Annotated in this window: 14 protein-coding genes; 13 read left to right on the forward strand and 1 reads right to left on the reverse strand. The window is 60.6% G+C overall.

The window, feature by feature from the left end; genetic code table 11:
* Positions 1 to 21 precede the first annotated feature (21 nt).
* The 3 genes from ACFQDI_RS22440 to ACFQDI_RS22450 all read left to right on the forward strand — a co-directional run bounded on the left by ACFQDI_RS22440 (position 22) and on the right by ACFQDI_RS22450 (position 4,749).
* On the forward strand, positions 22 to 2,361 hold the full coding sequence (locus ACFQDI_RS22440) for an outer membrane protein assembly factor BamB family protein (protein WP_377171186.1): 2,340 nt from the start codon (positions 22 to 24) through the stop codon (positions 2,359 to 2,361).
* Between the two features lie 95 nt (positions 2,362 to 2,456).
* Positions 2,457 to 3,914, forward strand: coding sequence for a glycosyltransferase (locus ACFQDI_RS22445; RefSeq protein WP_377171188.1), 1,458 nt, complete (start codon positions 2,457 to 2,459; stop codon positions 3,912 to 3,914).
* A gap of 19 nt (positions 3,915 to 3,933) precedes the next feature.
* The gene (locus ACFQDI_RS22450) at positions 3,934 to 4,749 is read left to right on the forward strand and encodes an FkbM family methyltransferase (protein ID WP_377171191.1); all 816 of its coding nucleotides are present in this window, start codon (positions 3,934 to 3,936) and stop codon (positions 4,747 to 4,749) included.
* Positions 4,750 to 4,753: 4 nt separating this feature from the next.
* On the opposite strand, the gene ACFQDI_RS22455 is transcribed toward ACFQDI_RS22450, so the two are convergent.
* Complete coding sequence (locus ACFQDI_RS22455; protein WP_377171193.1) at positions 4,754 to 5,500, reverse strand: methyltransferase domain-containing protein; 747 nt, start codon at positions 5,498 to 5,500, stop codon at positions 4,754 to 4,756.
* 224 nt (positions 5,501 to 5,724) lie between these two features.
* On the opposite strand from ACFQDI_RS22455, the gene ACFQDI_RS22460 reads away from it, so the two are divergent.
* The 10 genes from ACFQDI_RS22460 to ACFQDI_RS22505 all read left to right on the forward strand — a co-directional run bounded on the left by ACFQDI_RS22460 (position 5,725) and on the right by ACFQDI_RS22505 (position 14,543).
* Complete coding sequence (locus ACFQDI_RS22460; protein ID WP_377171195.1) at positions 5,725 to 7,776, forward strand: tetratricopeptide repeat protein; 2,052 nt, start codon at positions 5,725 to 5,727, stop codon at positions 7,774 to 7,776.
* 100 nt (positions 7,777 to 7,876) lie between these two features.
* Entirely contained in the window at positions 7,877 to 8,581 is a 705-nt protein-coding gene (locus ACFQDI_RS22465; protein ID WP_377171197.1) for a pirin family protein, read from the forward strand.
* Positions 8,582 to 8,641: 60 nt separating this feature from the next.
* Positions 8,642 to 9,022 (forward strand): DoxX family membrane protein, encoded by a 381-nt coding sequence (locus ACFQDI_RS22470; protein WP_377171199.1) that lies wholly within the window; start codon positions 8,642 to 8,644, stop codon positions 9,020 to 9,022.
* Positions 9,023 to 9,131: 109 nt separating this feature from the next.
* Positions 9,132 to 9,626, forward strand: coding sequence for a VOC family protein (locus ACFQDI_RS22475; RefSeq protein WP_377171202.1), 495 nt, complete (start codon positions 9,132 to 9,134; stop codon positions 9,624 to 9,626).
* Positions 9,623 to 10,516 (forward strand): YceI family protein, encoded by an 894-nt coding sequence (locus ACFQDI_RS22480; protein ID WP_377171204.1) that lies wholly within the window; start codon positions 9,623 to 9,625, stop codon positions 10,514 to 10,516. Before ACFQDI_RS22475 ends, ACFQDI_RS22480 begins: the two co-directional genes overlap by 4 nt.
* Positions 10,517 to 10,813: 297 nt before the next feature.
* Positions 10,814 to 11,416 (forward strand): nitroreductase family protein, encoded by a 603-nt coding sequence (locus tag ACFQDI_RS22485; protein WP_377171206.1) that lies wholly within the window; start codon positions 10,814 to 10,816, stop codon positions 11,414 to 11,416.
* A 180-nt stretch (positions 11,417 to 11,596) separates the two neighbouring features.
* Positions 11,597 to 12,025, forward strand: a complete 429-nt coding sequence (gene rpiB / locus ACFQDI_RS22490) for a ribose 5-phosphate isomerase B (protein WP_377171208.1) — start codon at positions 11,597 to 11,599, stop codon at positions 12,023 to 12,025.
* A 105-nt stretch (positions 12,026 to 12,130) separates the two neighbouring features.
* Positions 12,131 to 12,748, forward strand: coding sequence for a hypothetical protein (locus tag ACFQDI_RS22495; protein WP_377171210.1), 618 nt, complete (start codon positions 12,131 to 12,133; stop codon positions 12,746 to 12,748).
* A gap of 16 nt (positions 12,749 to 12,764) precedes the next feature.
* Positions 12,765 to 13,640: a DMT family transporter gene (locus tag ACFQDI_RS22500; protein WP_377171213.1), complete on the forward strand. Its 876-nt coding sequence runs from the start codon at positions 12,765 to 12,767 to the stop codon at positions 13,638 to 13,640.
* A gap of 345 nt (positions 13,641 to 13,985) precedes the next feature.
* On the forward strand, positions 13,986 to 14,543 hold the full coding sequence (locus tag ACFQDI_RS22505; protein ID WP_377171215.1) for a hypothetical protein: 558 nt from the start codon (positions 13,986 to 13,988) through the stop codon (positions 14,541 to 14,543).
* Positions 14,544 to 14,702: the final 159 nt, after the last annotated feature.

Raw genomic sequence — 14,702 nt, forward strand, 5'->3', positions numbered from 1 at the left:
ACCTTTGAACTAATGCCTCACATGCATCGCCTCATCCTCCTCGCCGCCCTGCTTCTCTCCATCACCCTCCACGCCGAAGACTGGCCCCAGTTCCGCGGCACCAACGGCACCGGCATCTCCGCCTCCCCAAATCTCCCCTCGGACTTCTCCGCCGAAAAAAACATCGCCTGGAAAGCCAAAATCGGCGACGGCATCGGCTCTCCCATCATCAAAAACGGCCGCGTCTTCACCACCGCCATGCTCGGAGACCAAAAGCTCGGCGTCTTCAGCTTTGACGCCGCCACCGGCAAACAACTCTGGCGTACCGATTTCGACACCGGCACCCTCCCGCGTATCACCCCGCCCAACAGCCACGCTTCCTCCACTCCCGCCACCGATGGCCAGCGTGTCTACGTCTATTTCAGCACCATTGGCCTCCTCGCCTTCGACTTCGCCACCGGCCAGGAAGTCTGGCGTCACTCCATGACTCGCCCCGCTTATCTCATGGACTGGGGCGCCGCCTCCTCTCCCATCGTTTACAAAGACACCGTCATCTTCTGCCAGGACGACGACCTCGCCCCCTTCGTCCTTGCCGTCGATTCAAAAACCGGCAAAGAAAAATGGAAGACCCCGCGCAAGGACATGCTCGCCGGCTACGCGCTCCCCGTCCTCTGCGAGGTCAATGGCCGCACCGACCTCGTCATCGCTGGCAGCGGAAAGCTCAAAGGCTACGACCCCGCCAGCGGCCAGGAGCTTTGGACCTGCAACACCCTCCTCCGCACCATCATGACCTCGCCTGTCGTGCATGACGGCGTCATCTACATCGCCGTTCAAAGCTACGGCGACTCCACCCGCACCCTGAAGCATGCCCTGCTCGAATGGCTCGACACCAACCAGGACAAAATCCTCTCCCGCGAAGAAACTCCCAAAGAGTTCCACGAACGCTTCGACACTTCCGACAAAAACAAAAACGGCCTCATTGATCCTGAGGAAATCGACACCGCCTTCCAATCCCCCGACAACATGGCCGCAGGCGGCAACATCATCCAGGCCATCAAAGGCGGCGGCAGTGGCGATGTCACCAAGACCCACGTCCTCTGGAACATCGACCCCAAGACTCCCTCAAACCTCTCCTCGCCCCTCTTCTTCAACGACCGCATCTACGTCGTCAAAAGCGGCGGCATGTCCAGTTGCTACGATGCGAAGAACGGCAAAACCCTCTGGGACCGCAGCCGTCTCGGCAACTTCGGCGACTACTTCGCCTCCCCCATCGCTGCCGCTGGCAAAGTCTACATCGCTGCCAAAAACGGCTTCATCGTCGAACTCGAAGACGCGCCCCAGCTCAAAGTCCTCGCCAAGCACGACATGGGAGAGGAAATCATCGCCACACCCGCCATCGCCGATGGCCGCCTCTTCGTCCGCACTCGCGAAAGCCTCCTCTGCGTCTCCGCCACCGCCTCCGCACCTGCTCTTGCAGTCGCAGGGCAGGGGACCACTCCGTCCGACACCATCGAACTCATCACCGCCCAGCCCCCGCATGGCTCGCGTGTCTGGAATGGCTACACCGGCAACGCCATGGGCCAGGAATCCTGGACTCAGGACGAGCTCGAACAGCTCCTCCAGCGTCTCCAAAAGTTAAAATACACCACCATCGCCATCCCCGCAAAAGTCGCCCCCTTCACCCCCATCCGCGTCGATGGTGACACCGGCGGCCGCAAAGCCTTCCACGGCGCCTCAGTCTTTCAAAATCCCGACGTCGCCGCCATCACCGCGCGCTTCCGCGAGCACGCCGGCAAGCTCGGTTTCGAAATCACCACCGCAGAGCCCGTGGCCGCATCCGTCCTGCCCAAAAACGACTTCGCCAGCGAAAAGGCCCTGAGCGATTTCGTCACGCCCATGTGTGGCGAAGGCGTCGCCGAGCGCATGTGGCTCGGCTTCCAGGCCATCGACAAAGCCGCTCAGCTCATCGCCAAAAACGACCCCGCTCTCGGCATCCCCGCGCCCGACATGCTCCTGCGCCATCTGCACTCCAAGAAAGCCCTCCCTGAATGGCTCACCGAGGCCAAAGCCTTCTACGCCACCGCCATGAACGAAATGTACCGCGCCAACACCCGCGCCCGCGAAGGCTCCCGCACCTTCACACTCTACAACGCCAAGCGCCTCGAATTCACCTTCCACTACATCAGCGCCATCGAGTCCCTCTACAAATCCCACGATGCTGCCACCCGCGCCGAGTCCCTCGAAGCCGCCATGGACAGCATCTACAACGCCCTTAACTCCTGGTCAGACGTCGCCCGCGACTCCAGCGATCGCGGCGCCATCGCCCTCCTCAACGAGTACGGCTACCGTCCGCTCGTGAAAGTCGTCAAAGCCCGCCAGTAATCGCTGGGCTGTAAAAGGCCGTCTTCAGCATCCGCCCATTCAAGGACGGATGAAAATCATGCACTTTTGAAAAGATGATGCCATGATGTCGGTCCATGACATCTCAGAAACCAGCCGAGGCTCTTTCGCCAGACCTTGCCATGCTTCCTCCCCGGGTGGCTGAGCGGCTGCAGTCCATGACTGCTTTCTACGATGACCCCGCCCTGCGGCAGGGATGGGCTGCGCAGACGTATCACGAAATGCTCGCCCGCTACTACAATCTGCAGATCCCGCCAGACGCCAGTGTTCTTGAGGTCGGCTGTGGCGACGGCAGGCTTCTCTCACTGCTGCATGGGCGCAGGCGTGTCGGCATAGACGTGTCAGAGCGCCAGATTCAAAAAGCACGGGCTCGCATGCCCGGTGGCGAGTTCCATGTGCAGGCGGGCGAGACATTGTCACTCGCTCAGCAGTTCGACTTCATCATCATCTCGGAGACCATCAATCATGCTGCGGATGTGCAGATGATCTTTGAGCGGCTCCATCACGTGAGTCATGAGCGCACACGGCTGATCATCAATTTTTTCAACAACCTCTGGCGTCCGCTCTCCGCCATGGCCGCCCTCACGCGAATGCGCACGCTTCAGCCTGAGACCAACTGGCTTTCGCATGAGGATGTGCGCAATCTGCTCGCACTCTCCGGCTGGGAGGAGGTCGGCTGTACCACCCGCATCCTCTGGCCGTTCCGCGCACTCGGGCTTGAGGTGTTGCTCAATCGCTGGCTGGCGCCGCTCCTTCGGCCCTTCTGCCTCGCCATTTTTTCCACCGCACGCCCTCAGCCCCCGGCCACGCTCAAACCGCAGACCGTCTCCGTCATCATTCCCGCACGCAATGAGGCCGGCAATATCGAGGCGGCTGTCGCCCGCATACCCACAATGGGCGCAGGCACCGAGATCATCTTCGTGGAAGGCCATTCCACCGATAGCACCTGGGAGGAAATTCAGCGCGTGGCCAAAGCATTCCCCAGCAGGCGCATCACCTGCCTTCAGCAGTCTGGCAAGGGGAAGGGGGACGCCGTCCGCGCAGGCTTTGCTGTAGCGACGGGAGACATCGTCATGATCCTGGACGCAGATCTGACCGTGCAGCCGGAGGAGCTTCCCAAATTCTACGCCGCCATCGCTTCAGGGAGAGCCGAGTTCGCCAACGGCGTCAGGCTCGTTTATCCCATGCAGCAGGAGGCCATGCGTTTTCTCAATCTCTGCGCCAACAAGGCTTTCGGCCTGATCTTTTCCTGGCTGCTCGGTCAGCCCGTCAAAGACACCCTCTGCGGTTCCAAGGCCATGCTTCGGCAAAACTACGAGCGTCTCGCCGCAGGCCGCGCCTACTTTGGCGAGTTCGATCCCTTCGGCGATTTCGATCTCCTCTTCGGTGCGGAAAAGCTGGGTTTGCGCATCATGGATGTCCCCATTCACTACGCTGACCGCACCTATGGCTCGACAAACATCCACCGCTGGTCGCACGGCTGGCTGCTGCTGCGCATGGTTTGGTTCGCAGCCAGAAAACTGAAGTTTGTCTGAACTTCCACCCTCGCTTTTTTTGCTCTCCACCGAATCCAAAATCAGGCTCGCGCGTCTTTTCTACCGTCTGCTGAAACTCTCGGGCTTTCAGGATCGGCAGACCGTCACGCGCTCAGGGGTGCGCTACCAGCTTGATCTGCGCGAGGGCATTGATTTGTCGATCTTTCTCTTCGGCGGATTTCAAAATCACGTCCTCTCGGTTTCGCCGGGAGCGGTTGACGCGGTCATTTTGGATGTGGGCGCAAACATCGGAGCCATCACGCTGCCCTTGGCACGGCGGCATCCCTCGGCGCAGATCCACAGCTTCGAGCCCACCTGCTACGCACTTGAAAAGCTCAGGCGTAATCTGGAGCTGAATCCCTCGCTCTCCTCAAGGGTGACCGTGAATCCCTGTTTTGTCGGCGCCACCTCCGGAACCCTGCTGGAGGCCAAGGCCTACTCAAGCTGGCGTTTGGATGACACCGCCGGTGCCGAGGTGCATGACGTCCACTTCGGTCTCAAAATGGAGGCCGTCGCAACGCGCACGAGTCTGGACGACTACGTGGAGGTACACCAGATTCCCAAGGTGCATCTCATCAAGATCGACACAGACGGGCACGAATACGAAGTCCTTGCTGGCGCGCAAAAGCTCCTCGCCGCCAGCCGCCCTCGGATCATTCTGGAAATGTGTCCGTACCTCCTCGAAGAAAACCGTCTCACGCTCAAAGATTATGCGGACGTGCTCGGAGCCGGCTATCGCATGACGGCGTTGCACACCGGCAGGCCCTTTGACGAAAAGGCTTTGGCGCGCGTGTCACGTCGTGGCGGCATCGACGTGCTTGCCTCGGCATGCTGAGCGCTCAGTCCGCGCTTTTTTCCAGCACGACGAGCAGACGCACTGCGAACAAAGACGGCAGGCGCGCAAGGAGCGAATCAAGCAGACGCACGCAGGGGTGCAGCACAGTGGGGCACATCTGCGGTTTGGAAAAGCCGCCCGAGAGAAAATACGCCAGCGATGCCAGCGGCACCACCTTGAGCACACGCCACCCCGCCAGCTCTTCGCGTTGCTCGCCTCGGACGAAAAGGCGGTGAGCGCGTGACTGCGCCGCAAAGTAGGGCGGATCGGCCACATTGAAATCAGGCGGCGCAAACCACTCGACGGGCTGGTGAAAAGCCACCGGCTCAGGGTGTCCCAAGGAGTACACCAGCCGTCCCAGCAGCCCCATGCCAGGCTCAAAAACAATCAGCCGCCCCTGCGGCGCCAGCACACGGCGGCACTCCGCCAGCGCCGTGCCTGGATGTTCGAGATGATGCCACACATCAAAGAGAATCAGATTCGTGACTTCACCGTCCGCAAAGCTCAGCCGGTACGCATTCTCCTGCCGGTCCAGCCACGGATTGGGAAACAGATCGGACGTGAGGCACTCAGGCACGGTTTGCTTGATGCTGCCAATCCCCGAACCCAGTTCGACCGTCAGTCCGCTGCTGCCACGGATGAGATGGGCTGCTATCAGCCGGTGAAAGTCCTGATACACCTGGCGCAGCAGTGGCTTCCGCTGCCACGCCTCTCGGTTGCGATGAATCTCAAGGTTGTGCTGTTCTTTCACGGGGGTTCTGCTCGGTCCGTCTTGTCGGCGGCGACAAACAAATTGCGGCGGTTTGTTTCATTGTATAATGGACGCCTCCAGTTTGTCCATCCATGGCGCATCGCGAATTACCCAGACGGGGAACATCACCCAAACGGGGTAAGGCTCCGGTGGCAGAAACCCTCCCGGCCGGCCATCCTGTCACAGCTCAACCCAGCTTTGTCAGGCCCCATGGGACGGTGGTCATGATCTGCGGGCTTCTCCTGCTCCTCGTGGGCCTGATTTATTGGCAGACTCGCGGATTCACCTTTCTGAACTTTGATGACGGCGTGTTTGTGTCCAACAACAAGCATGTGCTGCGCGGCCTGACTTGGGAAAATGTGAAGTGGTCCCTGACTGCGGGCATCGGCAAGGACGCCCAGGATGCCGACTACTGGCGGCCCCTGAGCCTCCTGTCTCACATGCTCGATGTGAGCTTGTTCGGCCTGAATGCCGGAGCGCATCATCTCATGAGCGTCGCCCTGCATGCGCTCACGGCCGTGGCTTTGTTTCTCGTGCTGCATGGCATGACTGCGGCGCTGTGGCGTTCGGCTTTCGTGGCGGCTCTCTTTGCCGTGCATCCCTTGCATGTCGAGTCCGTGGCCTGGGTGGCGGAGAGAAAAGATGTGCTCAGCGGCTTGTTCTTTGTCCTCGCGCTCGGCGCTTATCATCGTTTTGCTGCTCGTGCTTTCCGGTGGCCCGGCTACCTGCTCATGCTGCTTTTCGCCGCGCTGGCGATGATGAGCAAGCCCATGCTCGTGACACTCCCCTGCGTGCTCCTCCTGGTGGATCTATGGCCCCTGAACCGCCTCGGCACGGTGCCTTTGAAACGGCTTTTGCTGGAGAAAATCCCCCTCTTGGTCATGGCCGCCATTGTCGCCGTCATCACGCTCGGTGGCCACGGTTCCAGCCACGATGTCCTGTGGGCCAGATTGCCTTGGTACTATCGTGCTGGCAACGCCGTGCTGTCCTACGGCATTTACATCCGGCAGACTTTCTGGCCCGCAGGTCTGAGCTGCTTTTACCCCTATCCGGGCATCAATCTCCTCGATCCCAATGCCCGCACCAGCCTCGACCTCGGTCACATCTTTCTGTCAGGCGGCGCCTTGCTCTCCATCACGGCCATCGTTGTGTGGCAGCGCAAAAAATCATTCCTGCCTGTCGGCTGGCTTTGGTATGTGGGCATGCTCGTCCCTGTGATCGGTTTGTACACCCAGGCGGGTGATCAGGCTCATGCGGACCGCTACACCTATCTGGCCATGATTGGCCTGGGTCTGATGATCGCATGGCCCATCGCCCTCTGGGCCGGCACCAGCCCTGCACGCAGACTGCTCGCGGGTGGCTTGGCAGTCCTCTCTATTGTCACCCTCACAGTCACTGCCAGGAAGCAGGTCACACACTGGCGGGACAGCGTCAGCCTTTGGTCTCATGCCGTCGAATGCAACCCGGAGGACTACGCTTCCCTTTCCGGTTTGGGAAATTCCTTGGTCGATGCAGGTCGCATGGACGATGCCGTGTCCGTCTATCAGCGTGCCCTGAAAATCAGCCCGCTTATCACCCGGGCCAATCTGGTCGTGGGCATCCACATGGTTCAGACAGGGCGGCTGCAGGAGGCCCAGGTCTGTCTGCAGCGTGTCGTCATGGCAGAGCCTCAGACCGCCTCCGCCCACAGCGGCCTTGCTTATGTGTCGCTTTGCATGGGCGACTTCCCCCAGGCCGTCTCCCATTATCAGACAGCCGTCGGCATTCAGCCTGACACTGCCAATCTCTGCGGCCTCGGCAATGCCCTGCTTCAGTCAGGTGAAGCTTCCGAAGCGCTCGAAAGCTATCAGAAGGCGCTCGCTGCTGACCCGGCAAATCTGGATGCCATGGCCGGTCAGGGCATGGCATGTGCAAAGCTCGGCCAGGTGGATCTCGCAGCAGGCTGCTACCGGAAGGTCTTGCAAAAAAATCCGCAGCACCTCCTCGCCCTCAACAATCTCGCCTGGTTGCTTGCCACCAGCCGCCAGGACTCCGTGCGGGATGGTGCCAAAGCTTTGTCTCTGGCGGGATACGCCTTGCAGCTCCCGGGAGGCAGCAGGCCCCACCTCATGCATACCCTCGCCGCCGCCTATGCTGAAACCGGTCAGTATGACAAAGCCATCCAGATCGTTCAGCAGGTCACGGCCATCGCCCGCGATCAGGGAAATGCACCTCTCATGCAGCAGTGCTTGCAGGAGAGAATGGCTTATGAGTCCGGATCTCCCTGGCGCGAATAAGCCCCGCAAGGTCTGATCTCAGATCATTACCTTCAAGCATGAACTTGTGAAGCAAGTGGCATTGGAGGTTTGACGCCCTCGGCGCGAGTACAGCGTCGTTATGAAACTCAAACTTCGCCTCTCCAACGAACGCGGCCACGCCAACCACGGCTGGCTCGACACCTACCACACCTTCAGCTTTGCAGACTATTACGATCCGGCGCACATGGGCTTCCGCAGCCTTCGCGTCATCAATCAGGACGTCATCGCCGGCGGCGCAGGTTTCCCCACCCATCCGCACCGCGACATGGAAATCTTCAGCTACATCCTCTACGGCGCACTCGCGCACAAGGACAGCATGGGCAACGGCCGCACCCTCCTCCCCGGCCAGATCCAGCTCATGAGCGCCGGCAGCGGCGTCACCCACAGCGAGTTCAATCCCTCCCAGACTGAACCCGGCAGCCTCCTGCAAATCTGGATTCGTCCCCGCCAAAATGGCCTGAAACCCAGCTACACCGAATGGCACCCCAAGCCCGAGCATGAAACCGCCGAGAAGGTCCTCGTCATCTCCTCCGACGGTCGCGACGGCTCCGCCACCATCCATCAGGATGCCGACATCTACCGCGTGCGCCTTGAAGCCGGCAAATCCACCGCCCACGAAGTCACCGCCGGCCGTGGCGCCTGGCTCCAGCTCATCAAAGGCACCCTCACCGTCAACGGCACCACCACCCTCAATCCCGGAGACGCCGTCAGCACCGACGACACCGGAACCCTCACCCTCACCGCCACCCAACCCGTCGAAGCCCTCCTCTTCGACCTCGCATAATCCCCCTCTGAAAAACAACTGCAAACCATCGCAAACAACAGCCAACAACAGCAAACTCCCATGAAACACATCCCCACCATCGCCCGCCTCCTCCTCGGCCTCATCTTCGTCGTCTTCGGCTTCAACATGTGGTTCCACTACATCGATATCCCGCTTCCTAAAGAAGGCACTCCCGCCGCCAACTTCATGTTCTCCATCTTTGGCAGCGGTTATCTCGACGTCGTGAAGGTCCTCGAAGTCACCGGCGGTCTCCTGCTCCTCAGCGGCCGCTTCACCAACCTCGCCCTCACCCTCGTCGGCCCCGTGGTGGTAAACATCGCCCTCTACCACTTCTTCCTCGTCAAAGGCGGTTATGAAATGCCGGTCGTCCTCGGAGTCCTCTCCCTCGTCGCCCTCTCCGGTCGCAAAGACTACCTCAGCACCCTCTTCGCCGCCAAATAACCTATCCCCCGCGTGGGCCGGATTCACCCCCGAATCCGGCCCGCTTCTCTGGGATCTGGAAACAACGGCAAACCATCGCAAACAACGGCCAGCAACCGCAAACTTCCCCATGTCCCCGCCCATCCACCCTGACGTCCGCATCGGCCACGTCCATCTCAAAGTGTCAGACCTGGAGCGCTCCCTCGCCTTCTATTGCGAGGTGCTCGGCTTCCAGCTCACCCAGCGCTACGGCACCCAGGCCGCCTTCGTCTCCGCTGGCGGCTACCATCATCACATCGGTCTCAACACCTGGGAAAGCCGTGGCGGCAAAGCCCCGCCTCGCGGCAACACCGGCCTCTTCCACGTCGCCATTCTCTACCCCGACCGCGCCTCCTTGGCAGAGGCCCTGCGCCGCCTCATCCAAAACAAAATCCCCCTCGACGGTGCCTCCGACCACGGCGTCAGCGAAGCCCTCTACCTCCACGATCCCGACGGCAACGGCCTCGAACTCTACGTCGATCGCGCTCCCTCCCTCTGGCCCCGCAGCTCCAGCGGCGAACTCTCCATGACCACCGAACCTCTCGACCTCGACGCCCTGCTCGCCGAAGCTCCTCCACAATCATGAAAACCATCTCCCTCTCCGAACTCCAGGCGCAGAAGGGCGGCGCCACCCTCATCCACGTCCTCCCGGAGGAGCACTTCGACTGCGGCCACCTCCCCGGCGCCATCAACGCCTGCGTCTACGAAACCATCTTCGTTTCCAAAGTCACCGAACTCATCCCCGACAAATCCAGCGCGATCATCCTCTACGGCGCCGGCGGCGACTCCTTGGACGCCACCACCGCCGCCGAAAAGCTGACCAAAGCCGGCTACACCAACGTGTCCGCCTTCACCGGCGGCATCGCCGAGTGGCAGCGCAACAACCTGCCCCTCGAAGGCTCCCACGCCACCCCTGGCTCCGCCACACCCCACGGCCACTACAATCTCGACACCGAAACCAGCCTCGTCCGCTGGACCGGACGCAATCTCTTCAATCATCACCACGGCACCCTCAGGCTCTCCGGCGGCCACATCGAAGTGCAAAACGGCACCCTCCAGTCCGCCCGCTTCACTTTGGACATGAACAGCATCGCCTGCGACGATCTCGTCGACACCGCCTACAACGCCATGCTCATCCGCCATCTGCGCGATGACGACTTCTTCGCCGTGGATCGCTTTCCCACCGCCGAATTCATCTGCGAGAGCGCCACTCCTCTCCCATCCTGCACCCCCGGCACGCCAAACTACACCCTCCACGGCACCATCACCCTGCGCGGCGTCACCCAGCCCCTCAGCTTCCCCGCCGTCATTGCCGCCTCAGACGCAGACCACCTCACCGGCCAGGCACAGTTTGAGCTCGACCGCACCCAGTTCGGCAGCCACTACGGCTCCGGCAGGCTCTTCGCCTTCCTCGGCAAACACGTCGTCAACGACCACGTCCACCTCCACATCAAGCTCCACGCCAAACGCCCATGATCAAAGTACGACAGACACTCATTGTCTGTCGGTCAGCGCCCTCCCATCACCCTCGGCACCCGCACCCACTTTACCTCATGCCTAGCATATCCTCCGGCATGCGCTATCCACTCACAGACCAAAATCCCGTCCACCTTCATTCGCGCACACTCGTAACACCCGCGCTGGAGTTTTCCCGCTGCCCCAAAACAAACCGCATCCAATCGAATCCCCATTTCTCAAATCTCGCCTGATCCCTCCGGAAACAACCGTCAGCCATCATCACCAACAGTAAACCACCGTAATCCACCTCCCTCCATGAACACCCTCGAAGCCATCCAAACCCGCCGCGGCATCAAGCACTACGACCCCGCCCATCGCATGACCGAAGCTGAAATTCATCAGCTTCTCGAAGCCGCCATGCAGGCCCCCACCGCCTTCAACATCCAAAACTGGCGCTTCGTCACCGTGCTCGACCCTGAAGTGCGGAAGCAAATCCGCGCCTCCGCCTGGGATCAGGCCCAGGTCACCGACGCCTCCCTCCTCATCGTCATGTGTGCAGACAAGGACTCATGGAAGAAAGACCCCGCACGCTATTGGAAAAACGCACCCCAGCCCGTTCAGGACTTCCTCGTCCCCGCCATCGGCCAGTACTACTCCGGCCGCGATCAGGTCCAGCGCGACGAATGCATGCGCTCCTGCGGCCTCGCCGGCATGACCATCATGCTCGCCGCCAAAGCCATGGGCTACGACTCCTGCCCCATGGACGGCTTTGACTTCGACGCCGTCGCCAAAATCATCAATCTCCCCGAAGACCACGTCATCTCCTTCATGATCGCCGTCGGCAAAGGCACCCAGCCCGCCTGGCCCAAACCCGGCCAGCTCGCCTATGACGAAGTCGTCATCCGCGATCACTTCTAATGCATCATGCATGATTTGAGCCCGATTAATCTTGGGCGCGCATAGCAGTCTCCCTCTCCCCGCCCCTGACCTGCGATGCCAACGAATAGGCCTCTTCGGGGAGAGGGTCGGGGTGAGGGGACCTGCTCAGCGTGGATGAGCGCAGTTCCCTTCTCCTCAAATATCTGCTAAACCCTCATCATGAAAATCGCCATCGGCTCAGACCACGCCGGCTATCTCTACAAGCAGGCCATCCTCCAGCACCTGCAGGCCGCAGGCCATGAAGTCGAGGACTTCGGCACCCACTCCACCGACCCCGTCGACTATCCCAAATTCATCCGCCCCGTAGCCGAAGCCGTCGCTGCGGGTAAATTCGAGCGCGGCATCGTCCTCGGCGGCTCCGGCAATGGCGAGGCCATCACCGCCAACCGCGTCCGCGGCATCCGTTGCGGCCTCTGCTGGAATCTCGAATCCGCACGCCTTACCCGCCTCCACAATGACGCCAACGTCCTCTCCCTCGGCGAGCGCATGATGGATCTCCCCACGGCTCTGCAAATCGTGGACACCTTCCTCACCACCCCCTTCGAAGGCGGCCGCCACCTCGCGCGTATTCAGCAGCTCGATGAATGACATTTTTTCTGTGCTTGATTGCGGCCCGGTCGTGCAGTCTATGCAGTTCAAGCCGCGCCTGTGCAAAATGGGCCAAGGGATCAGCGGGAACAGGTTTCGAAAAATATGACGGCACCCTATGAGTGGAACGGAATGCCGCACATCTTGGATGTGCGCTGTCCGAATTGCACTGCGAAGGCGTATTTTGAATTCAGTGAAATCGTCCGGATTCGGGAGAAAAAAGATGTGCCGTTCTTTCAGCAGAGCGATCAGTTTGAATATCGTCTCATGAAGGACCACTGCGGGCATAAGTGGCATGCAGCCATTTTCCATGCAGGACTGCATGGACGCACGACTGACTCCATTCGGGAGTTGCCGGAGGGCTATGCCGCCGCAGACTGGGAGCACTCAGTTTATCTGCGAGGTAACAATGGCTTGGATATTGGAGCGATAGACTGTGGTTCCTGCCACTTTCGCGCTCAGCACACTTTGAAATGGCCGGCAGATGCCTATTATCAAATTGACTACAAAAATGAAACTTTGTGGGCGTTCCATGAAGAGTCTGCTCGTGTCTTGCGAGATTTCATTTCTGCAGCTCACCGTGATCGCGCTGGCTTCAGATGGCGAAATTTTTTAATGCACGTGCCAACTCTGTTTTTGCGACATCAGGCAAGAGCAACGGTGGTGAAGCGTCTCAATGGCATTTTGGACCCTCTGGGCAAGCGCACGCGTTTGAATCGTTGAATTCCAGCTTTTTCAAATGTCCCCCGCCTCTCCCTCTTCCCGCTGGACCGCCATCATCCCATGGCTCTTCGTCCTCCTCTGGAGCAGCGGCTTCATTGGCTCAAAGCTCGGCATCCCCTACGCCGAGCCCTTCACCTTCCTCACGCTGCGCTACTGCATCGTCCTCGCCATCCTCATCCCCATCGCCCTCCTCACCCGTGCACCTTGGCCGCAGGGCAGGGGGCAGCTCGCCCACGTCGCCTTCGCCGGCCTCATGATCCACGCCCTCTACCTCAGCGGCTGCGTCTGGTCCCTGCGCCTCGGCCTTCCCGCCGGCATCCTGAGTTTGATCGTCTCCCTCCAGCCCCTCTTCACCGCAGCCTTTGCCGGCGTCGTCTTGGGCGAGCGCGTCCTGCCGCGCCAGTGGTCCGGCCTCGCGCTCGGCTTCCTCGGCACCATCCTCGTTGTCGCACACAAGACCGGCAGCGGCCTCACCTTCGTCATGACAGTGCCCGCCATCGCCGCTCTCGTTGGCATCACCGTCGGCACCCTGTGGCAGAAGCGCCACTGCCCCGCCTTCGATCTCCGCACCAGTACCGTCGTTCAATACGCCGCCAGCCTGCTCATCACCGCCGCCCTCGCCTTCACCACCGAGACCATGCACATCCAGTGGGGCGGCCAGTTCATCTTCGCCTTGTGCTGGGTCGCCCTCGTTCTCTCCATCGGCGCCATCAGCCTCCTCAACTGGCTCATCCGCAGCGGCACCGCCGTCAACGTCGCCAGCCTCTTCTACACCGTCCCAGCCGTCACTGCCCTCATGGCCTGGGCCATCTTCGGCGAGACCCTCACCGGCCTCTCCCTCATCGGCATGATCATTGCTGTTCTCGGCGTCTGGCTCGCACGCGCTCGATAACCCATCAATGTGGCAGCTCAAAGCCCGTCCGCATCACGCTTCCGCTTCGTCTCGGCCGCCTCGTCCTCCTGCTCGTCCTCGATCCTTTCACTCCGCATTCCCATATCCGCCGAACTGCCTCACCAAAATCCCCATTCCTTGGCTCTCCATTCCCTTGCAAAAGAGCATCGCACCCAAACTCCCCTCTGCTCTCGAGAAAACCAAAAAGCGCCAGGCTCAAAACCTCATCTCTGCGGTCTTCTAATCTCTTGCGGTGTAAATCATCAGCTCCCTTGCATTCACGTCCCCTCTCCGTGTCACTTCCGTGAGTTGAATTCCGGCCATCCTGTCTTACTTCGCACCGTCATGAAACGCCTCCTCTGCTTCATCGTCGCCTCCTGCCTCGTCCCGGCCCTCCATGCCGACGATCCCAAAACCCCACCGCCCCCGGAACTCAAGGCCCTCGCGGAGACTCTGGTCAGTGCCATCAAGTCAAAAGACGATGCGGCTCTCGCCGCCTGCTGGCACTCGCCCGAAACTCTCGCCAAGCTCAAAGCAGCCGAAGCCCTCGCCGCCTCCGGCACCTCCCCCACCGAGATCAATGTGGACAAAGAGCGCGAGAAAGAACTGAAACGCGGCGAGAAAGACAGGCTCCGCAATCAGCAGCGCATCGACGAAATCCGCGCCCTCATCACCAAATACTTTGGCGACATCTCCGCCCTCAAATTCGTGGAGCTCGAAGTCGATCCCGACGACGATGCCGCCGACCCCGATGCCGCCTTTGACGAAGTGGACATCCATCTCCTCGCCGCAGACGGCACCAAGCTCCGCATCGAACTCGACGACGCCCTTCGCATCGACGGCGTCTGGAAATTCAAAGGCCGCATCGAGGATAAATTGTGCATCGAGCTCACCGACCCCTGAAAACGATTGCCGCAAAGTACGATGGGCACTCTTTGTATGATGGGGTTGTTCTGCAATCGTGATTGCGGCTAAGCTGGCCGCAGTCTGGATGCTGCGGCAGGCTGGCCCTTTACACCAACCTGCCGCAGAGCGTTCCGGGGAGCCTGCGGGCACTCAAGG

This window comes from Prosthecobacter fluviatilis, assembly GCF_042655725.1.
In the GTDB taxonomy this organism is placed as follows: Bacteria; Verrucomicrobiota; Verrucomicrobiia; order Verrucomicrobiales; family Verrucomicrobiaceae; genus Prosthecobacter; species Prosthecobacter fluviatilis.

What these genes read in the sequence shown, in the direction of transcription:
- ACFQDI_RS22440 (WP_377171186.1), top strand. Translation starts at nt 22, where the DNA reads ATGCATCGCCTCATCCTCCTCGCCGCCCTGCTTCTCTCCATCACCCTC.
- ACFQDI_RS22445 (WP_377171188.1), top strand. Translation starts at nt 2,457, where the DNA reads ATGACATCTCAGAAACCAGCCGAGGCTCTTTCGCCAGACCTTGCCATG.
- ACFQDI_RS22460 (WP_377171195.1), top strand. Translation starts at nt 5,725, where the DNA reads ATGATCTGCGGGCTTCTCCTGCTCCTCGTGGGCCTGATTTATTGGCAG.
- ACFQDI_RS22465 (WP_377171197.1), top strand. Translation starts at nt 7,877, where the DNA reads ATGAAACTCAAACTTCGCCTCTCCAACGAACGCGGCCACGCCAACCAC.
- ACFQDI_RS22470 (WP_377171199.1), top strand. Translation starts at nt 8,642, where the DNA reads ATGAAACACATCCCCACCATCGCCCGCCTCCTCCTCGGCCTCATCTTC.
- ACFQDI_RS22475 (WP_377171202.1), top strand. Translation starts at nt 9,132, where the DNA reads ATGTCCCCGCCCATCCACCCTGACGTCCGCATCGGCCACGTCCATCTC.
- ACFQDI_RS22480 (WP_377171204.1), top strand. Translation starts at nt 9,623, where the DNA reads ATGAAAACCATCTCCCTCTCCGAACTCCAGGCGCAGAAGGGCGGCGCC.
- ACFQDI_RS22485 (WP_377171206.1), top strand. Translation starts at nt 10,814, where the DNA reads ATGAACACCCTCGAAGCCATCCAAACCCGCCGCGGCATCAAGCACTAC.
- rpiB (WP_377171208.1), top strand. Translation starts at nt 11,597, where the DNA reads ATGAAAATCGCCATCGGCTCAGACCACGCCGGCTATCTCTACAAGCAG.
- ACFQDI_RS22495 (WP_377171210.1), top strand. Translation starts at nt 12,131, where the DNA reads ATGACGGCACCCTATGAGTGGAACGGAATGCCGCACATCTTGGATGTG.
- ACFQDI_RS22500 (WP_377171213.1), top strand. Translation starts at nt 12,765, where the DNA reads ATGTCCCCCGCCTCTCCCTCTTCCCGCTGGACCGCCATCATCCCATGG.
- ACFQDI_RS22505 (WP_377171215.1), top strand. Translation starts at nt 13,986, where the DNA reads ATGAAACGCCTCCTCTGCTTCATCGTCGCCTCCTGCCTCGTCCCGGCC.